At 30.0% G+C, this 23,373-nt stretch carries 19 protein-coding genes; 17 read left to right on the forward strand and 2 right to left on the reverse strand.

Annotated features, from left to right (window positions below; translation table 11 throughout):
* Positions 1 to 25: 25 nt before the first annotated feature.
* The 9 genes from proB to CLJU_RS02985 all read left to right on the forward strand — a co-directional run bounded on the left by proB (position 26) and on the right by CLJU_RS02985 (position 10,777).
* Entirely contained in the window at positions 26 to 826 is an 801-nt protein-coding gene (gene proB / locus CLJU_RS02945; RefSeq protein ID WP_013237281.1) for a glutamate 5-kinase, read from the forward strand.
* A gap of 16 nt (positions 827 to 842) precedes the next feature.
* Positions 843 to 2,099: a glutamate-5-semialdehyde dehydrogenase gene (locus CLJU_RS02950; protein WP_013237282.1), complete on the forward strand. Its 1,257-nt coding sequence runs from the start codon at positions 843 to 845 to the stop codon at positions 2,097 to 2,099.
* A gap of 190 nt (positions 2,100 to 2,289) precedes the next feature.
* Complete coding sequence (locus CLJU_RS02955; RefSeq protein WP_013237283.1) at positions 2,290 to 2,514, forward strand: YdbC family protein; 225 nt, start codon at positions 2,290 to 2,292, stop codon at positions 2,512 to 2,514.
* A 12-nt stretch (positions 2,515 to 2,526) separates the two neighbouring features.
* On the forward strand, positions 2,527 to 4,542 hold the full coding sequence (locus CLJU_RS02960; RefSeq protein ID WP_013237284.1) for a penicillin-binding transpeptidase domain-containing protein: 2,016 nt from the start codon (positions 2,527 to 2,529) through the stop codon (positions 4,540 to 4,542).
* 451 nt (positions 4,543 to 4,993) lie between these two features.
* Positions 4,994 to 6,697, forward strand: a complete 1,704-nt coding sequence (locus tag CLJU_RS02965; protein ID WP_013237285.1) for a methyl-accepting chemotaxis protein — start codon at positions 4,994 to 4,996, stop codon at positions 6,695 to 6,697.
* A 649-nt stretch (positions 6,698 to 7,346) separates the two neighbouring features.
* Entirely contained in the window at positions 7,347 to 8,951 is a 1,605-nt protein-coding gene (locus CLJU_RS02970; protein ID WP_013237286.1) for a S41 family peptidase, read from the forward strand.
* 13 nt (positions 8,952 to 8,964) lie between these two features.
* On the forward strand, positions 8,965 to 9,693 hold the full coding sequence (locus CLJU_RS02975; protein WP_013237287.1) for a M48 family metallopeptidase: 729 nt from the start codon (positions 8,965 to 8,967) through the stop codon (positions 9,691 to 9,693).
* A gap of 80 nt (positions 9,694 to 9,773) precedes the next feature.
* Complete coding sequence (locus CLJU_RS02980; protein WP_013237288.1) at positions 9,774 to 10,328, forward strand: manganese efflux pump MntP; 555 nt, start codon at positions 9,774 to 9,776, stop codon at positions 10,326 to 10,328.
* 17 nt (positions 10,329 to 10,345) lie between these two features.
* Positions 10,346 to 10,777 (forward strand): Fur family transcriptional regulator, encoded by a 432-nt coding sequence (locus CLJU_RS02985; protein ID WP_013237289.1) that lies wholly within the window; start codon positions 10,346 to 10,348, stop codon positions 10,775 to 10,777.
* A 6-nt stretch (positions 10,778 to 10,783) separates the two neighbouring features.
* Here the strand turns inward: CLJU_RS02985 and CLJU_RS02990 are convergent, their stop codons facing one another.
* Positions 10,784 to 11,107: a hypothetical protein gene (locus tag CLJU_RS02990; RefSeq protein ID WP_013237290.1), complete on the reverse strand. Its 324-nt coding sequence runs from the start codon at positions 11,105 to 11,107 to the stop codon at positions 10,784 to 10,786.
* A 223-nt stretch (positions 11,108 to 11,330) separates the two neighbouring features.
* Here CLJU_RS02990 and CLJU_RS02995 point away from each other — a divergent pair, with 223 nt between their 5' ends.
* Positions 11,331 to 12,389 (forward strand): HD-GYP domain-containing protein, encoded by a 1,059-nt coding sequence (locus tag CLJU_RS02995; RefSeq protein ID WP_013237291.1) that lies wholly within the window; start codon positions 11,331 to 11,333, stop codon positions 12,387 to 12,389.
* Between the two features lie 98 nt (positions 12,390 to 12,487).
* Entirely contained in the window at positions 12,488 to 13,501 is a 1,014-nt protein-coding gene (locus CLJU_RS03000) for a rhomboid family intramembrane serine protease (protein WP_013237292.1), read from the forward strand.
* An 8-nt stretch (positions 13,502 to 13,509) separates the two neighbouring features.
* Here the strand turns inward: CLJU_RS03000 and CLJU_RS03005 are convergent, their stop codons facing one another.
* Entirely contained in the window at positions 13,510 to 15,255 is a 1,746-nt protein-coding gene (locus tag CLJU_RS03005) for an ATP-dependent metallopeptidase FtsH/Yme1/Tma family protein (RefSeq protein WP_013237293.1), read from the reverse strand.
* A gap of 281 nt (positions 15,256 to 15,536) precedes the next feature.
* Here CLJU_RS03005 and CLJU_RS03010 point away from each other — a divergent pair, with 281 nt between their 5' ends.
* The 6 genes from CLJU_RS03010 (at position 15,537) to clpB (ending at position 23,362) form a co-directional block, all read left to right on the forward strand.
* Entirely contained in the window at positions 15,537 to 16,493 is a 957-nt protein-coding gene (locus CLJU_RS03010) for a YkvA family protein (protein ID WP_013237294.1), read from the forward strand.
* 26 nt (positions 16,494 to 16,519) lie between these two features.
* Positions 16,520 to 17,278 (forward strand): ribonuclease H family protein, encoded by a 759-nt coding sequence (locus tag CLJU_RS03015; protein WP_013237295.1) that lies wholly within the window; start codon positions 16,520 to 16,522, stop codon positions 17,276 to 17,278.
* A gap of 116 nt (positions 17,279 to 17,394) precedes the next feature.
* Positions 17,395 to 17,559 (forward strand): YtxH domain-containing protein, encoded by a 165-nt coding sequence (locus tag CLJU_RS21980; RefSeq protein WP_013237296.1) that lies wholly within the window; start codon positions 17,395 to 17,397, stop codon positions 17,557 to 17,559.
* A gap of 369 nt (positions 17,560 to 17,928) precedes the next feature.
* On the forward strand, positions 17,929 to 19,233 hold the full coding sequence (locus CLJU_RS03020; RefSeq protein ID WP_041705024.1) for a helix-turn-helix transcriptional regulator: 1,305 nt from the start codon (positions 17,929 to 17,931) through the stop codon (positions 19,231 to 19,233).
* 18 nt (positions 19,234 to 19,251) lie between these two features.
* Positions 19,252 to 20,514 (forward strand): helix-turn-helix domain-containing protein, encoded by a 1,263-nt coding sequence (locus CLJU_RS03025; RefSeq protein ID WP_013237298.1) that lies wholly within the window; start codon positions 19,252 to 19,254, stop codon positions 20,512 to 20,514.
* Positions 20,515 to 20,764: 250 nt separating this feature from the next.
* Positions 20,765 to 23,362 (forward strand): ATP-dependent chaperone ClpB, encoded by a 2,598-nt coding sequence (clpB, locus tag CLJU_RS03030; protein WP_013237299.1) that lies wholly within the window; start codon positions 20,765 to 20,767, stop codon positions 23,360 to 23,362.
* Positions 23,363 to 23,373 lie beyond the last annotated feature (11 nt).

A 23,373-nucleotide genomic window follows, 5' to 3' on the forward strand; every position in this document is an offset into this window, starting at 1 on the left:
TTAAATTATTTGTGGGGAGTAAAAAATGAACATTAGAGAAAAATATTTAAAGGATGCTAAAAAAGTTGTAGTTAAGGTAGGCACTTCTACTCTTATAACCGAAGATGGATCTTTGGATTTGTATAGAATAGAGGAAATAGTAAGGCAAATTTGTTATTTGCAAAATCAAGGTAAAAGTGTAGTTTTAGTAACTTCTGGAGCTATTGGTGTTGGATTTTTGAAATTGGGACTTAAAACAAAGCCAAAAGACATATGTGAAAAGCAAGCTGCTGCGGCTATTGGCCAGGGAATACTTTTGAATATATATGAAAAGATGTTTTCAGAACATGGTAAAATAGTTGCTCAAATTTTACTTACAAAAAATGATCTGGATATTGTGGACAATTATACTCATGCCCAAAATACCTTCACAGCACTTTTAAAACGTGGAGTAATACCCATAGTTAATGAAAATGATGCAGTTGCGGTAGAGGAAATAAAATTTGGTGATAACGATACTCTTTCAGCTTTGATTGCAAAGACCATTCATGCAGATCTTCTCATACTGCTCTCAGATATTGATGGACTTTATAGTTCTGATCCTCAATCAGATAAAGATGCCAAATTAATAAGCTGTGTTCCTAAAATAACTAAGGAAATTGAAGATTGCAGTAAGGGATCTCACAGCAATGTTGGAACAGGTGGTATGTATACTAAAATTAAGGCGGCAAAAATAGCAGTATCATCGGGGATATCTATGATAATAGCAAATGGATCCCAAGATTCTGTTATAGAAGATATAGTTTCAAATAAAGAAATTGGAACTTTATTTGAAGCAGAAAAATAAAAGGAGGCTTATAGAGATGGATGTAGGTAGTTATGTTGTAGAAAAAGCTAAAACTGCAAGTAGGGCTGCAAGAATATTATCTAATATGGGTCCGAATTTAAAAAATAAAGCTTTAGATGATATGGCAGAGGCACTTCAAAACAACAAAGAACTTATTTTACAAGCTAATAAGTTAGATCTGGATAATGCTAAAAAATCAGGTAAAGGTAAAGCTTTTATCGACAGACTTGAACTAAACCAAAAGAGAATAGATTCTATGGCAGGTGGACTTATTAAAGTTGCATCACTTCCAGATCCTATTGGTGAAGTGTCTAAAATGTGGAAAAGGCCTAATGGACTGCGTATTGGAAAAGTGAGAGTACCTCTTGGAACAATAGGAATAATATATGAAGCTAGGCCAAATGTAACTGTGGATGCTGCTGCACTTTGCCTTAAAAGTGGAAATTCAGTTATTTTAAGAGGAGGGAAGGAGGCAATAAACTCCAATGTAGCTATATACAATACAATAAATAAAGCTGCTGTTAGTGCCGGACTTCCAGAAGGGGCTATTGAATTTATAGATATAACTGAAAGAGAAGCAGTGGAAACTTTGATGAAACTTAACGAATATGTAGATGTACTAATACCAAGAGGGGGCAGGGGACTTATCAATTCCATAGTAAAGAATTCTACAGTGCCTGTAATCCAAACTGGTATAGGAAATTGTCACGTTTATGTGGATGAAAGTGCAGATTTAAGCATGGCAGAAAATATAGTGGTAAATGCAAAAACTCAAAGACCAGCAGTTTGCAATGCTATGGAGACATTGCTTGTACACAAAAACGCTGCTGAAAATTTCCTGCCTCATTTGGGAGAAACCTTAAAAAGTTTGGGAGTTGAAATAAGAGGATGTAGTGAAACGAAAAAATTGATTCCCTATGCAAAATTGGCAACGGAAGAGGACTATGATACAGAATTTCTAGATTTGATATTGGCTGTAAAAGTAGTGAATTCGCTGGATGAAGCAATGGATCATATTTATAAATATGGAACAAAACATTCTGAAGCTATAATAACAAATGATTATAACGCATCTCAAAGATTTTTAAATGAAGTTGATGCTGCGGCAGTTTATGTAAATGCTTCTACTAGATTTACTGATGGTGAGCAGTTTGGATTTGGTGCCGAAATAGGTATAAGTACCCAGAAGCTTCATGCGAGAGGGCCTATGGGATTAAACGAACTTACTACTTCAAAGTATGTAGTCTATGGAGAAGGACAGATACGAAAATAGGGATTTCTATCTGAACTTAGTTGGAGAAACAAATTCCCACTAAGTAAGATTCATTGATTGAATTTAAATTAAACTTCTGAGGATTTGACACTCAGAAGTTTAATTTTTTATTGAAATTCTTAAATAGATGGTATTCTGTAATTATGGTATAATATAGAAAATAAATTTTTGATTTTAAGAGGTGTATAAAATGGCAGGTATAAAATATGAAATAAAAGAAAATAAAGGAGTATTATCAGAATCCCCTAAAGGATGGAAGAAAGAATTAAATTTAGTTAGCTGGAATGATAGAACTGCTAAATATGATATAAGAGATTGGTCACAAGAACATGATAAAATGGGAAAGGGAGTTACCCTAACTGTAGATGAACTGAGGGAGTTAAAAAACATATTAAATAATATGGATTTGTCTTAGAGGTATGATTTTATGAAATGTAAATTTTTATGGTGTATTTTCATAGCATTATCTATATTTACAGTCACTGCGTGCAGCAGCAAAAGTAATATGGTAAAAAGTAGTTTAAATAGTTACATAGATGCATGGACAAAATGCAACTATGATTTAATGTACAGTAAGATGGATAAAGATAGTAAATCTAGGATTGCTAAAAAAGATTTTGTGAGTCGTTACAATAATATTTACAGTGGAATAGAAGCAAAGAATATAAATGTAAAGATTGACAGCAGCAGTGACATAAAATATGAAGATGGAGCTGCAAAAGTTCCAATAAAGGTAAGTATGGATACTGCAGCAGGTAAATTAGATTTTTCAAACAGTATAAGTTTAAAAAAAGAAAAGGATAATGACAAAACAGATTGGAAAGTAGTGTGGAGTCCTTCTAATATATTTCCGGATTTAAAAGAAGGGGATAAAATAAGAATAGATACTGTACAGGGAAAAAGGGGTACGATTTATGATAGAAATGGCAATCCTATAGCAGAGGATGGTAGGGCAGCACAAATTGGGATTGTACCTGAAACTTTAGAACAAAATGGTGAAAAATCTAAGGAAAATATAGCTGCCCTATTAAACATTTCAAAAGAAGATATAAATAAGAAACTCTCTGCATCTTATGTAAAAAAGGATATGTTTGTACCTATAAAGATAATACAGGAAGACGACAGTAATCTAGCTGTACTTCAAAGAATTTCTGGAGTAAAAGTGCAGTATATAAAGGAAAGAGTGTATCCGTTAAAAAATGCAGCTGCGCATTTAACAGGGTATGTACATAAAGTTACTGCAGAAGAATTAAAAACAAATAAAAATTATGGACCTGATGATATAATAGGTAAATCAGGATTAGAACAAATATATGAAAGTACTTTAAGAGCTCAAAACGGATATGAAATTTATATTGTAGATAAAAATAATAAGAAAAAAAAGACTCTCATAAAGAGAAAAGTACATAATGGAAAAGATATAAAACTTACTATAGATTCTAAAATTCAAAGTTTACTATATAATGAATTGCAGCAAGATGCTGGCATGGGTGTTAGCATGAATCCTAAAACGGGGGAGGTTCTAGCCCTTGTAAGTACTCCTTCTTTTGATCCTAATGATTTTGTAATGGGTATGTCAAGTGATACTTGGAAAACTTTAAATGAAGATAAGAGAAGACCTTTATACAATAGATTTCAGAGCAATGTAGTTCCCGGATCTGTTTTCAAGCCTATTACAGCAGCAATAGGTTTAAAGGATGGTAAATTAAATCCACAAGTGTCTAAAAATATTTCTGGACTTAAATGGCAAAAAGACAGTAGTTGGGGAAAGTATTATGTTACACGAGTAGAGGATTATGGCGAGCCTAGCAATCTTTTGAATGCTCTTGTTTATTCAGATAATATATATTTTGCAAAAACTGCACTGGATATTGGAAAAGACACTATGGAGACAGAACTTAAAAATTGGGGGCTAGGTGAGGGAATGCCTTTTGAGTATGGACTCTCTAGATCACAATTAGCTTCAAAAGGAAATATAAAAACAGAGGTGCAGCTGGCAGACAGCGGATATGGCCAGGGAGAAATTCTATTAAACCCAGTTCACTTAATGGCAATGTATGATTCTTTTGTGAATGAAGGGAATATTATAAAACCATACCTTATATATAAAGATAATGCCAAGGCACAGATATGGAAAAAAGATGTATATCCTAAAGAAGATGCAAATATTATTTTAAATGACCTAGAACAGGTAGTTTCAAACCCTAAAGGGACAGGACATGAAGCATATATACCTGGAATGGCTTTGGCAGGAAAGACAGGTACTGCAGAGATAAAGGCTTCACAGGAGGATACTAGTGGAACGGAAGTTGGATGGTTTGCTGCAGTTAATGTAGATAATCCAAAGCTTTTAGTAATAGCCATGGTGGAAAATGCTAAAGAAAAGGGAGGAAGCCATTATGTGGTCCCTATAGTCAAAAGTGTTTTTGAGCAAGTAAGATAGGGCTATATCTTGTTTGATGATTACCTACTATAACATTTCTATGAATTTTGTGAAAGCTACTAAATAATATTCACTGATAAGTTTAATTGCAATGTAGAATATAATTTAAATTTTTGATATAATAGTATATAAAGGAAATGAATAAATTTTTAATTTATTTAAGATTAAAGAAATTAAAAACAGGACAAAAAGTCGGAAGCAGTGCTCTGACTTTTTTTAAATAAATTATATAAACGTTTTCATCAATGAATCTTACTTAGTGGAAAAAGTAGATATCCCCAATCTTTGATTTGATGACAGTCGCTTTCTCTTTAGAGTTTTGCTTCTCCCACTAAGTTTAGATGAATTATCTAGGGCGTAGCTATGGTTAGCTCCCACTTTGATAAAAGTGGGAGTGTTACAGTAGGTAGCCATCAGATAAAGTTATATTATATTTTCAGGGGGAGTGTAAATGAAAAATCTAAAAGTTAGGGGTAAAATAAATCTTTTAATAGTATGTATCATTTTGATTTTAAGTGCTTCAGTTCTTATATTAGTACATCATAATTTGAGTAATATAACAGATGAAAGCTATTCCAATCAATTGAAATCAAATTCTGGTATGGCTTTAAAGTTATTAGATGAAAAATATAGTGGAGCATGGAAAGAAAAGGGTGGCAAATTATACAAGGGGAGTAAACTCATAAGTGGAGATACTAAATTTGTAGATTCTATAAAAGCGGAGACAGGTGAAGAAGTTACTATATTCTTAAAAGATACAAGGATTTCTACGACGGTAATGAACAAAGGAAATAGAGCCGTAAATACAAAAGCTTTATCTGAGGTTTCAAATAAAGTGTTGAAATCTGGAGAAGACTTTAGGGGAGAAACAAAAATATTGAATGTACCCTATGAGGTAATATATAAACCAATCAGGGATAATGAAGGAAATGTACTGGGAATGTTTTTTATAGGTATTAGTAAAAGTGTAATAAATAATCAGATATTTCAAGTTTTTAAAAGCATAGGTATTATTGTGTTACTAATAGCTATATTGTCTGTTATAGCAGCAAATATTTTTGTATCTAAGATAACTAAAGTATTACTTTATTCTGCAGAGTATATGAATACTTTATCAAAAGGAGATTTTACTAAAGAAGTTCCTAGAGAATACTTGAATTATAAAGATGAAGGAGGAGTTTTAGCCAAAGGTATAGAAGGTATGAGAAAATCTGTGAATAATTTGTTGTATACTATTAGAAATGATTTTAAAACTATAGTTGATGAATCAAATAGCTTGGTTCTGATTTCTAAAGAATTATCTGGATCTTCAAGTGATGTATCCCAGACTATAAATCAGGTGGCAGGAGCAAATACAAATCAGGCACAAGAATTAGTTGCTGTAAATGGGGTTATAGATTCCTTTAGCAATGAATTGTCTAAGATAGTAGAGGATATAAATGAAATAGATAGGAGCTCTAATGAGATAGACAGTATGGCAAAAGAAAATAGTGAAAAACTGCCTAATATAGAAAGGTCTATCGCAAAGGTAAATGATTCTTTTAAAATGTTTAAGGGAGATATAACGGAGTTTAGCAGTAATGTGCTGAAAATAAATGACATAACTAATATTATAAACAGTGTTTCAGATCAAACTAACCTGCTAGCTTTAAATGCAGCTATAGAAGCAGCTAGGGCTGGAGAAGCTGGAAAAGGTTTTGCAGTTGTGGCAGAGGAAGTAAGAAAATTAGCTTCACAAACTAAGGAGTCTTCTACAAGTATAGATAGCTTAATTAAATTGCTTTCTAATAAAATAGGAGCCATAGTAAAGGAAACTTCAGAGATGGACAATGAAATTGTAAATCAAACTAAGTCTATAAATGAATCTATAGAAGCTTTTACTAATATAACTTATGCAGTTAATAATATAATACCTAAAATTCAAAAAGTGAATGTATCTGTAGACAACCTTGAAAAAAGCAAAGATAAAATAGTGAGTAGTGTAGAAGAAACCTCAGCTACTGCAGAAGAGATGGCTGCATCTACTGAGGAAATAGCTGCTTCCAGTGCTGAAATGAGTAAGTCTGCAAATAAAGTATACGAAGTTGCAGAAAACCTTGAAAGTATGACAGAAAATCTTAAGGGCAATATAACTAAATTTAGGATAAATAATTAATATGCCAACTTTGCACATATAAAATTTTGACTTAATGTAAAAAAATTAAATAGTTATTGTATAGGCAAAATAAAAAATGGCGGAACTTTAAGATTCTGCCATTTTATTTTAAGTTGATGAAATGATATAGGTTATTATAGATACTGCTAATATTAATGCTATAAAAAAAATTGTAGTAGCGGTTTTTATATGCCTTTTATGTAATTCTATTGGAGAGAGTTGTTCTTTCATGTTATAGCTCCTTTTATTATGTAATTATAATAATAAATTTAATATCATTTATTATGCAATTTAATTATATAATAAATAAATTGATATTTCAATATTATGAATTGTTGTAAGATAATATATTACTACATAGTGTGGAATTATATGTAATTAAATATCAATAATTAAGTTTGCCGTAACTATATCCTCCTAAGCTATAGTAAGCAAAAAAGATAAATTTCAATGGAAGTAAATGTTCAATAATGATATAATTAGTTCATTAATTATAGAGTTTCTAGATTGAAAGTTGAATTATTCTCCGGATATTTTTACTAAGACTTATGTATGAAATATTTAAATGTACTTCATTATTGTAAAAATGTATCTGCGAATAAGTTCAAATTTCAATTACAACCTATAATAATTTTGGGAGGATTACTATATGAAAAGTAACTCAATGAGAAAATTAGATATGAGATTATATGCAAAAAAATTATTTGTAGTATTTTGGACTATGTTTTTTTTACTTGGCTTTTCATTTACAGCATCGGCAGCAGACTCGTCACAAGTACTGAATCAAGTGAAAAACGATATTAAAACCTATTATGTAGGCAATATACCAGACGGGGTATTAAATGCATCTAGTATAGATGAAGCATTGAAAAAACTTAATGATCCATATACTGAGTATTTTTCTAAAGAGGAAGAAACAAATTTTTTAAATTCTATAAATAATAAAATTTACGGAATAGGCATATATATGTCTCAGGTTCCTTCAGGAATAAAAGTAGATTCTGTAGTTGCGAATTCTCCAGCAGAAAATGTAGGACTTAAGGAAGGGGATATTATAATTTCGGCTAATTCCCATTCGCTTGCCAATATAACACTTGATCAAGCTTCTTCATATATTAAAGGAGACGAAAATACAAATGTTAATCTTGTAATTCAAAGGCAGGACAAGGTATTAAGCTTTTCTGTAAAAAGGGGAGAGGTAAGTATTCCAATAGTAGATGGAAAAATGTTGGATAGTAATACTGCATATATTCATATAGCATCTTTTGGAGAAGACACATCACAAAAGTTTAATGAAAAGTTAAAAGAGCTTCAAGCAAATAAACCTGCAAGGTACATAATAGACCTGAGAGATAATGGTGGAGGATATATGGATTCTGCCCTAAATGTAGCAGGAAATTTTATAGGACAAAATTTAGCACTTATAGTTGAAGATAAAAATGGTAAAAAAACAGGTTACCTGGCAGGAGAAGAACAAAATATAATAGACAAGCCTACTATATTTTTGGTAGATAAATATACTGCCAGTGCTTCTGAAATATTGTCTGCAGCAGTGAAGGATTATAAAAAAGCCTTTTTTATAGGAAATACTACTTATGGAAAAGGTGTGGCACAGCAGATGTTTGATCTTTCAGATGGAGGAGCATTGAAATTAACTGTAGAAAAGTTTTATTCCCCTGCAGGGAATATAATACAAAAAGTAGGAATAAAACCTGATTTTGATACAGGTAATGAGAATTCTTTGGCAGTAGCGCAATTATTGTCGGGACAGTGTAAAGATGGAACAGATGAAAGAGGATTTTTAAAGGTTACAATAAATAATGAAAAATTTTATATAGATTTAAGTATTGCTAAAAATGAGGAATATTGGTCTGCTTTTAAGTATATAGTGAATAATATAGATAGATCACAAATTTGTATAGGCACTAAAGATGGATGGGCAAAAGTTCCAGAAGAATACTTTAGCAATGTATATAAGTTTTTTTATCCAGAAGATAAGGTTTTAGATACAATGCAGCAGGTGCCGCAGGATAAAGCATTTACTGTAATTTTTAACAAAAAAATAAGTTCTGATATGAAGAATAAAATAAATATGGAAATTATAAATGGTACTACTGGTAAAAGGGTTGCTTTTAAAATAGGCAGCGTAGAAGACAACAAGGTGGTTATTGTGCCACAAGAAAAGTTAGAAAAAGGTAAGACTTACTATATAAAGGTTAACGACACTATAAAGCCAGTTACTGTTAAAAATTAGTGAAAGGTGAAAAATGGAAACAACTCATAGACTTTCTTCATTTGAATATAAGGTAATAAAGAAGGATATAAAAAACATAACTATTAAAATTAATGGAAAAGGTGAAGTATATGTAATAGCACCTCTTAATGTTAGTTATCCATCCATAGAGAAAATAGTTGAGAATAAAATGGAATGGATACAGGAAAACGTGGAAGTTACAAAGAATAGAATTTATAACATGAAGTCTATGGGGCTGTTAGATGGAAAAAAGCTTTTATGGATAGGGAATTTTTTAAAAATAGAAATGCAGCAGGCAGACATAAAAAAATGTTATGTAGAAATTGCAGAAGATAAAATTATAGTTTATGGCAAAGCTGTTTTATTAAAAAATGAAGAAAATATTAAAAAGAGCATATGCGAATTTTATAAACAAAGGGCTAAGGTGATTTTTAGAGAACGAGTGGATATTTATCACAAAAATCTAAATGTTTATCCAAAAAAAATAACAATTAGGTGTCAGAAGACTAGATGGGGAAGCTGTTCCTCTAACGGTAATATTAGTTTCAATTACAAAATATTAATGGCACCTATGGAAGTTATAGATTATGTAGTTGTGCATGAACTTTGCCACCTGGTATATATGGATCATTCTAGAGATTACTGGAGATTAGTAGAATCTATAATTCCACAATACAAAAACAGAAGGAAATGGCTTAAATGTAATGGATATATGCTTAATTTTCCAGAAAAATACATATGAATAGTAAGTAAACTTATAGACATTAGAAAAATAATAAAGTAAAATTAAGTAAGTAATTTTAATTGTGAAAGGAAAATAATATGAAATTTTATTTTTTACTTTTGATTGCAGTGGCACTTTCTTTAGATGCCTTTGGTGTCTCACTGTGTGTGGGATTGAATGGCGCAGTGGAGAAAAGAAATAAGTTTCAACTTTCTTTTTCATGTGGATTTTTTCAGTTTTTTTTTGCTATATGCGGTGCTTATGCAGGCTTTTTATTTAATACATATATTGCATCTGTTCCCCAGGTAATTGGAGGAGCATTAGTATCTATAGTAGGCATCTTTATGGTTAAAGAAGGTTTGGGGAGTAAAGGAGAATGCATACTCATTAAACCAGGAATGATTCTAGTGCTTGGAGTTTCAGTAAGTATTGATGCAATGGTAATAGGATTTACAACTTTAAATAATATAGCAAATAGGATAGATCTACTTATTAGCACTGTGTTTATAGGATTAATTACCTTCATTATGTGTTTATTTGCTTTTTTTATTTCGAAGTACCTCCAGAAAATACATATTGTAAGTAAATATGCAGATTATATAGGGGGAGTAATACTTATTATATTTGGTATTAAAATGATGTTTTTTAAGTGAAAATTTGGGGTGAATTTATGGATGTAGAAAAGTACTTGAGAAAACGTAGAATAAAAGTTACAAAAGCAAGATTAAATATTTTAGATATATTATCTAAGAGTGAGAATGCTATAACTGTTGATAATTTATTTGAAAAGTGTAGAGAAAGAAACATAAATGTAGATTTATCCACTATTTATAGATCCTTAGAATTGTTTGAAAATAAGAAAATTGTTAGAAAATTTGATTTGGGTGAAAATAAATATAGTTACGCTATAATGAGAAAAAAGCATAAACATATATTGGAGTGTAAAATATGTCATAAGGAAGTAGAAATAGACTGTCCTATGCAGCAAATAGAGGAAATTATAAAAAGCAAAACAGGCTTTGTATTTGAGGATGAAGAACTGGATTTTAAATTAAATGGAATATGTGCAGATTGTAGAAAGAGAAAAAGTAGTAAAAACTAAAGAGTTTTATTTTAAAGTTATCTGTGCAGGATATACTTTTTTTATTTTCCACACTCCTCGTGCGTTTTTTTGTATAAATACGGTATATTCTAGTTTTTCATGAGGCATTTTAGTAGACATACCAGAAACTTTAATAAATGCAACTGTTCCATTGGAAAAATACATATTTATATCACCCATGTTGCACAGCTTATATTTATTAAAGATGCCAGTAGTAAAATAGTTTTTAACTGCGTAGTTGATATCTCTGCACTTATAGGACACATATACTTTTTCCACTATTGTAACAGTGAGTAAAATACTTATAAATATAATAATAAATTTTTTCATAATTCTCCTCCATATAATGGAAATAATGCTTTCATTATTATAATATACAAATTTACAAAATAAGTAAATACATATTTTTATTTATCTAGAAAAATATTTTGTAGAGTTATGATTTATTTGAAGGCTAAGGCATTTTTAATTTTAAATTATTTAAATTTTTACGGTTGTATGGTATTATTTTATTAACAAACATTACAATGTAAAACTTTATTGGGGTGAAATTATGAGACTGGAATTTATAGATAGGGTTATGGAAGAAGATGTGCTTGGAAAGAGTATATTAACCTGTGAAGGACAAGTTTTATTACGAGCAGGAGTAAAGTTGAATAGTAACTATATAGATAAATTAAAAAAATTAGGTGTATTTTATGTATACGTCGAAGATGAAAGATTAGAAGATGTATATGTCGAAGATGAAAAATTGTCGCAACTTAAACAGTCCACTATGAAAAGTATGTCAAAAGTAATGGTAAATCTAAATAATTATGATGAAAAAGGATTAAGACATTCTTTAAAAACAGTAGAAGAAATGATTAATTACATAGTTGATGTTGGAGATGTTAATAAAAGCCTTTATGACATACAGACGTATGATAACTATACTTTTGTACACTCAATAGATACTTGTGTTATGGCTTCTTTTTTAGGAATTTCCGCAGGATACAATGAATTTGATATAAAGGAACTTGGTGTGGGAGCTATCCTACATGATGTAGGAAAGACAAAGGTGCCTATAGAGATATTGAATAAAAAAGGTAAGTTGACGGATGAAGAATTTGCTGAAATAAAAAAACATCCTGTATACGGTTCAAAAATCTTAAAAAAAACGGTTGGTACATACAGTCCTATAATTAAAATAGTTGAACAGCATCATGAGAGGGTTGATGGTAGAGGGTATCCTTATGGACTTACAAACAAACAGATAACAAATTTTGCAAAGATGGTTTGCATATGTGATGTATATGATGCTGTTAGTAACGATAGATGTTATAGAAAAAAGTTTCGCCCTAATGATGCTTATGAACTTATACTTTCAGGAAGTGGAAGTAGTTTTGACCAGGAAATAGTATCCTATTTCAAAAATACATTTGCTGTTTATCCACTTGGATGCTGCGTTAAGTTATCAAATGGAGTTAAGGGGTATGTTGTAAGGCAAAACAGAGGATTTCCGGATAGACCGGTGATAAGGGTATTACAAGATCCTGAAACTGGAGATAACATATCAGGTTATGAAGTCGATTTACTTAAAAATCTAAGTATAATCGTAGAAGAAATAGTATAAATGGAATTAAGTTGAGAAAAATAAGTTACACAGTGTGTTATAGATATCAAAATATTTATGATAATATACTGTGTATTCGTTTTTTTGAGGAGAAAAATATGAGTTCATATATTGATAATTTAATAGACAAGTTATGCAAAAACTATAATTTTAATATTATAGAGCTAGAAGGTATAAATGGAACATGCAGTAAATGGGCGTTATGCAGAGAGCAAAATTCTATTATGCAGGTAGTTTTCTTTTCTAGGGTGGAAAGTTATAGAAATATAAATGCTGAAGATATAAAGTTACGTTTAAAGAAACTGTTTGACAGTAAAAGTGTAAGACTTGTACAAATAGTGTTAGATAGGGAAGTACATGTCACAGTGGATGAAAATAATAATCCACAATGTGGATTAATTTTTTTAAATCCTTATTTTAATCAAATAACTTTGTATACTCCTGATTTAGAGCAATTAGCTAAAGAAATATATAATTGTATGATTTATGTAAAACAAAGTACTTTAGCAAATAAGCAGTCAAAAAATATATATAAAATGAAAGACCTAATTGTAACGTGGATCATAATAGCTTTAAATGTTGCTGTATATACGGTAACTGCATACCTTTCTGGAAATATATTTGACAGTAATATAAATGTACTTGTATTTATGGGAGCTAAGGTTAACTCACTTATAGCTTCAGGTGAGTATTATAGACTTTTTACTTGTATGTTTTTACATGCTGGAATAGTTCATTTAGGAGTAAATATGTATTCACTTTATATAATGGGTTCTTTTGTTGAGAAAGTGTATGGTAAAGTTAAATACATAGTGATGTACCTTATATCAGGTTTAGTTTCCTCGGTATTTAGTTTTATGTTTTCGTCATCTATTTCAGTAGGAGCGTCAGGAGCAATATTTGGACTTTTAGGTGCGGCATTGGTATTTGCTATAAAAATGAAACATAAAATTGGTAAGGAATTTTTAATGAATGTAATATCTATAATTGTGGTAAACCTTATAATAGGATTTTCTATAGCAAATGTAGATAATTTTGGACACTTAGGAGGGCTTGTAGGAGGAGTAGTCATAACATATTTTATTGGGCAATGTAAAAACATTGCCCAATAAATAAATTGCTAGTTAAATAAGTTTTTTAAATCATTTGAAAATAAGGTCTCCTTTTCCATAAGTAACTGAACTGTGGCTTTAAGACAGTGCCTATTTTCAATAAGAATATTTTTTACATCATTATATATTGAATCTGTAAGACACTTACACTCTTTGATAATCTCGTTTTGATTTATATTTAAATCTGATAGCTCCCTCATATTTAAAAGACCTAAAGTGTTTCCCATTCCATACTGAGTTACCATTTTAAAGGCTATGTTTGTACTATGCTGAAGATCATTATAGGCACCTGTGGTTACGTAATCTGCTCCAAAGATAACTTCTTCAGCAGCTCTTCCACCTAAAAGTACCATTATTCTTTTACGTAGGTAATCTTTATTTTGATAGAGCTTGTCCTCAGGTATACTTAATGTATAACCTCCAGCTCCCTTAGTACTTGGAATGATTGTTATTTTAGAAATCTTTTCATTTGGAAGTACTTTTGAGGATACTAGAGCATGGCCTACTTCATGGTAAGCAGTTATTCTTTTATCTATATCTTTTATATAATCCCTATCTTTTTTCTCATACCCTGTTAGTACTATGGAAAAAGCTTTATCAATGTGCTTGTTTTCTATATAAGTACTATCTTCTTTACAGGCGAGTATTGCAGCTTCATTTATTAAGCTCTCAATTTTTGCACCTGAAAAGTAAGAAGTTTTTTGAGCCCACTCATGTACATCTATATTGTCTACAGGTTTGTTTTTTAAGTGGAGAGATATAATTTTTTCCCTTGAAGAAACGTCAGGAAGAGTTACTTCTATATGTCTATCAAATCTTCCAGGTCTTAAAAGGGCAGGATCTAGCATATCTAACCTATTGGTGGCAGCTATTATTACAATTCCCTCTTTTTCATTAAATCCAGACATTTCTGTAAGCAGAGCATTTAAAGTTTGATCTCTTTCATCAGAGCCTCCGGTACTTCCTGAGCCATCTCTTTTTTTACCTATAGCGTCTATTTCATCTATAAAGATAACCGCTTTTCCAGATTTATTGCTTTTAGCTTTTTTAAATAGCTGTCTTATACGGCTGGCACCTACACCTACATATACTTGTACAAAATCAGAGCCTGAAACAGCATAAAATGGGACTTCTGCTTCACCTGCAATGGCTCTTGCAAGGAGAGTTTTTCCGGTTCCTGGCTCACCGAATAATAAAATCCCTTTTGGCATTCTTGCACCATAAGACGCATATTTTTTAGGGTTCTTTAAGAAATCAACTATATCCTGGACACTCTCTTTAGCTTCCTCATTTCCCGCTACACTTTTAAAATTACAATTAGAATCTTCTATGGCAGAAGCATCTAAGGAATCGAGAGATACTATTTTTTTAGAAGATTTGTTAGAAAACTTAAGTGCCATAAAAACAGCTGTCATAATGGAAATTATAAGTATAGCAGTAGGATAAGCTTGCCTGTTATTTACAGTATATTGCTCAGATACACTTATTCCATCGTTTAAAAGTACTTCTTTAGCATTAGGGGTTCTAGGATTATCCGTATCATATATGCTTCCGTTTTTTAATTTTACTCTTATTTGGGAGGAATCTGTCATATACACTGTTGAAACTATTTTCTTTGATACATCTTTTTGAAACGAAATATATGACTTATAGGGTACAGAGCTGTTACTATAATTCATAAATAGTAACATGCAAAGAGATAAAATAGAGGTTAAAATAGGAATTATTATAAACTTATTTTTTATCTTTTTCATTTAAGTTCTCCTTTCTTGAGATAGATTATTTACAGTGATTTATATGAATTAACTTAAAATTATAAGTTCTATAGTCGAATTTTGTAAAAACAAACGAAACTTTATAAAATCATATAATGATATTATAATATTTTTATAAATTAGTCTAATTAAAATCATAAATTTTGCTAAAGTAATTTATGGAACTAGTATGGGAATTTTAGAATTGTTTATTGCAGAAAATTTAATTTACTGTATACTTTATAATAAGAAGTTTGTAAATTTAGGGAGGAGATTTATATATGAAAGTGTCCTTTGGAAAAGCAATTTTGACAGAACAAGACATACTTGGTATAGTTCATGAGTATGTGAATATAGAAGGACTTAATATAGAAAAGATAAGTATAAATGAAATAATAACAATAGAAGGGACATATAAGAGCAAAATATCTGTTAATTTTCAAGTTAAGATGGGAATAGGAAATATAAATAACAATATAATAAATTTAAAAATATTTGATGTACATGTGTATAAGTTTAGGGTATTTAAGAATGTAAAAAATATTGTCCTTAAGAAATTATTAGATAACTTTTCTCCTTATGGGGTAGAGGTGGACAGAGATACAGTAAGAGTGGATTTAAATCTGGCAGTAAAGCTGATACCTTACTTTAATCTTAAATTAAAAAAAGTAGAAATACTTCCTAGAGCACTAGAGGTAGAAGCAGAAGATATAAGATATGAGGAAAAAAAGAAATTTCCAAACATAGAGAAAAAGAAAAGAAGTATACTTATTCTAGATAAGTATCATAAGTTTAGAAAAAAAGTTGTAAGTAAGGTGCCGCAAAAATATGAAAAAATCGTAGAGTATGGGATGCTTGTACCGGATATTATAATGTTATTTATAAGATTATTTAAGGACAAAAGGGTTAAAATAAAGGTTAAGATTATGCTGTCAGGCGTAATAGCTTACCTTGCAAGTCCTATAGATATAATACCTGATTTTATACCTTTTGTTGGGAAAATAGATGATGTTGCTCTGGCGTTTTTTGCACTTAATACTATAATAGATGAAATACCAGAAGAAATCATAATTGAAAATTGGCATGGTAAGGAAAATATAATTCTGGTTACAAGAGAAGCAGTACAATATATTACAAAAATAATTGGAAGTGCAAATGTTTCTAAGGTTTTAAATCAGCTAAGCAATGTATTCAAATCATCTGAAAGAAAAGAAAAAGAGGGGAGAAGTGTTACATAAGGGATTGATATAACACGTAAATTGATATGGTTAAAAAAGTATATGCTATAAAAGAAGGATATGATTTTGAAAAAAATGAAAAGGTTCAAAATATTATAGTAAACACCTGGGGAGAATGTCTAAAACGTGTAAAAGGTGTTAAAGGTGCTACATATAAGAGTTTTAAGGATACAAATTCAGCTTTGGAATATTTAAAAGGAGAGGATAAGATTTTAAAAAAGTCTGAGGGCAACTATCCTAAAGATTGTTTACATGTATATGTGGATGGAAGTTATAACATTTCAACGGAGATGTATTCTTATGCATTGGTGGCAGTTAAAGGTAATGTAGTTTATTATATAGAAAGCGATTCACATTCTTGTGAAGAAGGTAAGAATATAAGGCAAATATCTGGAGAATTAAAAGCAGCTGTTAGAGGAGTACAATATGCTTTGTCTAAGGGAGAGAAAAAAGTCGTTTTGTTCCACGACTATGAAGGAACCTGCAAGCACGCCCTTGGGCTATGGGAGAGAAAAGAAGCCTCATCTATAAAATATTACGAAGAAATGAGCGAGCTTATGAAAAACATTGAGGTTATATTTGTTAAAGTAGATAGTCATACTGGGGATTTGTTTAATGAATTGGCAGATGAAAAGTGCAAGGAAAAGTTACAAATAGAATCAAAAAAAAGTGTTCAAAAATGGTTAATGAATAATGAGATAAAGACAGCTAATGATGAGGTAAAGAATGAGATATTAAAAATTGCACCTAAAGGTGAAAAAAATATAAAGGTTATTGATATATGAAAATGTAAAAATTAAGCTGTTTAAAAAAAATAAATTTGCATAATCTATCTAAAGAACATAAAAAATCATAGTTCTGTAAAAGAAAAAGCATTTTTTAAAGAGAGGAGTGTAATAAAATGCGTGGAAAGTTTGTAGCAGGTGCAGTAATTGGTGCAGCAGTAGGAATGATGGTAGTACCAGAATTAGATAGATCTAAAAAGAGAATGATAAGAAAAACTTCTAGATACTTAAGAAATACTGCAGGAAATATGTACGGTGGAGTTATGAATTGGATGAGATAGTATAGAATCCTAATAAGTACAATGTAAAATGTACGCTTTTAATAATAAAGATGTGCATTTTACATTGTTTTTTTATTAATTTAGACTATATTGTTTAGGTTTGTGGCAATATGCTTTTATTTTTTAAAGTTTTCATATTATAATTAAAAATATGTTATAATGATACTAATATAGGATAATATTTTAATATGGTTTAAAAATTATCCTAAACAAAAATCTTCACATTACATATAACTTTAATTATATGTAATATTTAGATATTGTTATCCCAAGGTGTAGCTTTTATTTTTTATATATTGAAAAAAATGTAACATATTGGAACAAGTAGGCATGAAACAAAAATTGTGATTAATAAAGGAAGAGTGAATGATGGAAATACTTTCTTTAGGAGAAAAAATAAAGAGAAGAAGAAAAGAACTCAATATGACTTTAAAAGATTTGGCAGGGGATAGAATTACACCTGGACAAATAAGTTTGGTGGAATCAGGAAAGTCAAATCCTAGTATGGATTTGTTGGAATACTTAGCAGGTGAATTGAATACTTCCATTGAGTATTTAATGGAGTCAGAAGAAACTCAAGCACAAAAAATATGTACTTATTTTGAAAATATAGCCGAATCTTATATAATAAGTGGAAATTTGAGTCAATCGGAAAAGTATATAGAAGAGGCTATATATTATTCAGAAAAGTATTCCTTACAATATGAAAAAGCAAAGAATTTATATTTAAAGGGGACAATCTATACAGCGAGAAAAGAATATCCTATTGCTCAACAGCTTTTATTGTCTGCTAATGTTGTTTTTATAAAAAATAATAAATATGAAGAAATTATAAAAACTTTTATAAGTTTGGGGAAGATTACAATAAGCATGAAATCATATCATGCTTCCAGCAGTTATTTGCAGCAGGCGGAGAATGTATATAAGGAAAATAATATAGGAAATGATTTCTTGCTTGGACAAATATATTATTATACAGCTTGTATAAATTTTAAATTAGAAAATATGGAGGAAGCGATAAACTATTCTTATCTGGCAAATGAGAAGTTTAGGCAGATAGATAATAAGGAAGAATATGCTAAAAGCTTATTTTTACTTGCAGAAGAGTATAATAAAAAGGGAGATATAAATAATGCAATAAAGTATTCTAAAAAAACATTAAATGTATACAGAAAATTAGAAGATGTAATAAATACTGCAAGAATTGAAAATAATCTAGGTAAACTTTTTGGAGAGTTTAATAATATTGAAGAATCATTTATACATTTAAATAAAGCAAAAGAGCTGCGAATGAAATGTAAAGATGGCAAAATTGTGGACACACTTATAAATATATGTGAAAATTATATAAAATTAAAGGATATTATAAATTCAAAGAAAGTTCTAGAAGAAATAAGGGACAAGATAGACGAAAAAAATAATAAATCATTAGTATATTATTACATGATGAAATTTAGAATAAATATGATTGAGTGTAATAAAAAAGAAGCAGAAAATACATTAATTGATGCATTGAATTTTGCGATAAAAATGAATTATACTAAAGAAGCTGCAGATATATCAATAAAACTTGGAAAATTCTATGAAGATAGCAAGATGGATAAGGAAGCAGCTAAGTATTTAAGTGAAGGTGTTGAAATTTTTAAAAGAATTGGAATATTAAAAGAGTATTAAATAAAATAGGTGATAATTATGGAGATACTTTCTACTGGAGAAAAAGTTAAAAGAGCACGCATATATAAGGGATATACTTTGAAGGAACTGTGTAATAGTAAGATATCAATTTCTAAAATGAGCTGCATTGAAAATGATAAAATAAAACCAGAAGATTGGATTTTAGAATTTTTATCAGACAAACTTGAAATTAGTTTTGAGTATCTGAAATTAGATATAAAAAATCAAATAATAAAAAATATAGATGATATTGAGAAAAAACAAGATAAAAAAAATTATGAAAAAAATTTAGTATATAATTTTAAATTTGCTGAACGGTATAACTATGATAATATATGTTTTAGGATAATACATCTCTTATTTAACTATTATCTAGAAAAAAGTGAATTAGAAAAGTTGTATAATATAATTGTAAAGTATTATGAATATTTACAAAAAAATTTTTCTAAAGAAAAAGCAATCCTGTATTATATGGATGTTGGCAAATATTTTTTTAAAACAAAAGAATTTTCACAGGCTATAAATTATTATGATAATGTGTTAGACATTGCAGCAGAAACTGGTAGTAATGAATTACTAGGAAAAATTACATATAATAAAATAATTTGTTTTATTGCTCTTAATGATTATGAAAAGGCTTATGAATTGTCTGATACGATTACAAAATTTATAAACATGATAGATGGAGACATAAAAAAAGCAAAAGTTTATCATATTTTAGCAATACTTTCTTTAAAAAATGATACTGAAAAATTCAAAGTATATGAAAAAAAGGCAAATGAATTTTATAAAGATAATTTAAAAGATAAATCCACATCTATGGTTGAATATGCTGAAGTTATGTTTACTTTAAATATGAGTGAGAAGGCAGTATTTTATATAAATGAAGCATTGAAAATACATCCTAAAGAGCATGCAGAGGAATTTGCTAATTTTGTAATCAAAATAGTAGGTATTTTGATAAAAAATCAAATTTGGGATATAGTTGAAAGTATATGTAATATAGCTTTAGATTGTTCTATAAAGTTAAATGATATAGTTCTTATAGAAAGAGCATACTATTATAAAGCGTTGATATTTATAAAAAAAGGTCAGTTAGCTGAAGGGGAAATGTATATGAATCTTTCACTGGATGCTCTATCGAAATTTCAAACAAATATCTGCATGTATGAAAGATATATGGAAATAGGATGTATGTATTATGATATGAAAAAGGTTCAGGAGGCTCTTAAATATTTTAATATTGCCATTGATTTAAAACAAAAATATAATTTTTTATAGGTTTACTTATAAAACTGAAAAAATTATATTTTCTTGTTTAATAAACAGAGTTCTAGGCATCAGGTGGAGTTTTAACTACCTGATGCTTAGAACTCATTATCCAGGGGCATAGCCGCTCTAATACTCACACTTCGCTAAGTGTCAGTATTAGAGTGGGTAGTTATCATATAAATTAAATTAATCTAAAGAGGTTTAGAAAGGAGGAGCTGCGTTAAAACTTGTTTTAAGTTTTGCGTGACGTATTTTTATTATGAACATAGATAAACTTACAATAAAAGTTCAAAATGCAATGAATGAAGCACAACTTACAGCAGTGAGATATAATCATCAACAGGTAGATGTGATTCATATGTTTTCAGCTTTAGTGTTTGAGCAAGATGGACTTATTCCAAATATATTTGGAAAGATGTCTGTAAATTTAAAATCTCTGGTAAAGGAAACTAAAGATGTATTAGACAAGATGCCTAAAGTGCTGGGAGAAGGAGCACAAAGTTCCTCCGTCTATGCAACTAGAAGATTTGAAGATGTTTTTTTGCAAGCAGAAAAGATAGCTCAAAAATTCAAAGATTCATATATAAGTGTAGAGCACGTAATGCTTGGTATCATGGAAGTTCACTCTTCTGACGTAGACGGTATACTTAAGAAATTTGATATTACAAAAGATGCATTTTTAGAAGCCTTGTCTCAAGTAAGGGGAAATCAAAGAGTTGAAACTCAGGATCCAGAGGGAACTTATGAAGCACTTGCAAAGTATGGGAGAAATCTCGTGGAAGAGGCAAAAAAACATAAACTTGATCCGGTTATAGGTAGAGATGAAGAAATAAGAAGAGTTGTTAGAATACTTTCAAGAAGAACTAAAAACAATCCTGTACTAATAGGTGATCCAGGGGTAGGAAAAACTGCTATAATTGAAGGTTTGGCAGAGAGAATTGTAAGAGGAGATATACCAGAAGGCTTAAAAAATAAGATAATATTTTCACTAGATATGGGAGCATTAATTGCTGGTGCCAAATTTAGAGGAGAATTTGAAGAAAGATTAAAGGCCGTATTAAAAGAAGTACAGAAAAGCGAAGGAAAAATAGTGCTTTTTATAGATGAAATTCACACCATAGTTGGAGCTGGAAAAACAGAAGGTTCTATGGATGCTGGAAATTTAATAAAACCAATGCTAGCAAGAGGTGAATTGCACTGCATAGGGGCAACTACTTTTGATGAATATAGAAAATATATAGAAAAAGATAAGGCTTTAGAGAGAAGATTTCAACCGGTGGTTATAGATGAACCTACTGTAGAGGATTCTATCTCTATACTTAGGGGGCTTAAGGAAAAGTTTGAAATATATCACGGTATAAGAATTCATGATTCTGCTATTGTGGCTGCCGCAAAGCTGTCAGATAGATATATAACAGATAGATACCTTCCAGATAAGGCTATAGATTTAATTGATGAAGCTTGTGCTATGATAAGAACTGAAATTGACAGCATGCCAACTGAAATGGATAATGTTAAAAGAAAAATATTTCAGCTTGAGATTGAAAAAGAGGCGCTTTCCAAAGAAAAAGACACTGCTTCAATGGAAAGACTTAAAGCAGTAGAAAAGGAACTTAGCAATCTTAAAGATAGAGATAATGAGATGACTGCTAAGTATGAAAAGGAAAAGGCAAATATAACTGAGGTTAGAAATTTAAAGAAACAGCTGGATGAGGCAAGAGGACAAATTGAAAAAGCAGAGAGAGAATATGATTTAAATAAAATTGCAGAATTAAAATATGGTGTTATTCCAAAACTGGAAAGTACTATAGATGAAAAAGAGCAATCTATTAAAGAAAACAATGAAGCTGCAATGTTAAAAGAAGAAGTTACAGAACAAGAAATTTCTCAGATAGTATCTAAATGGACTGGAATACCTGTTTCAAAATTAGTAGAAGGGGAAAGACAGAAATTAGTAAAATTAGAAGATGAACTTGCAAAGAGAGTTATAGGTCAGAAGGAAGCAGTTACAGCAGTTTCAAATGCGGTACTTAGAGCAAGAGCGGGTATGAAAGATCCTAAAAGGCCAATAGGTTCTTTTATATTTTTAGGACCTACAGGTGTAGGTAAAACTGAACTTGCAAAAACTTTAGCAAGGACTCTGTTTGATAGTGAAGAAAATATAATAAGAATAGATATGTCAGAGTATATGGAAAAGTATTCTGTTTCGAGACTTATAGGAGCTCCTCCAGGATATGTAGGATATGACGAAGGAGGTCAGCTTACGGAGGCAGTGAGAAGAAAACCATATAGTGTAATATTATTTGATGAAATAGAAAAGGCTCATGAAGATGTGTTTAATATATTCCTTCAAATATTAGATGATGGAAGGCTTACTGACAATCAGGGTAAGGTAGTTGATTTTAAAAATTCTATTATAATTATGACTTCTAACATAGGAAGCAGTTATTTATTACAGAACAAAAGCAGTAATGGAATAGATAAAGATGTAAGAGACAAAGTAATGAGTGACATGAAATTTAAGTTTAAACCTGAATTTTTAAATAGACTAGATGATATAATAATGTTTAAGCCCCTAAACACAGAAGAAATTAAATTCATAATAGATATATTCCTAAAGGATATAGAAAATAGGCTTAAGGAGAAAAATATATCCATACAAATAACCCCAAAAGCAAAAGAAGTTATGGCAGAAGAAGGTTATGATCCTGTTTATGGAGCAAGGCCTTTAAAAAGATATATAGAAAACATTCTGGAAACATCTATTGCAAAGAAGATAATTAATGGAGATATATATACAGGCTGCAAGGTAAGAGTAGATTATGAAAATGATAAGTTTAAAATAGAAAAACTATAATTATTTATTAA

Source organism: Clostridium ljungdahlii DSM 13528, assembly GCF_000143685.1.
Lineage (GTDB): Bacteria > Bacillota > Clostridia > Clostridiales > Clostridiaceae > Clostridium_B > Clostridium_B ljungdahlii.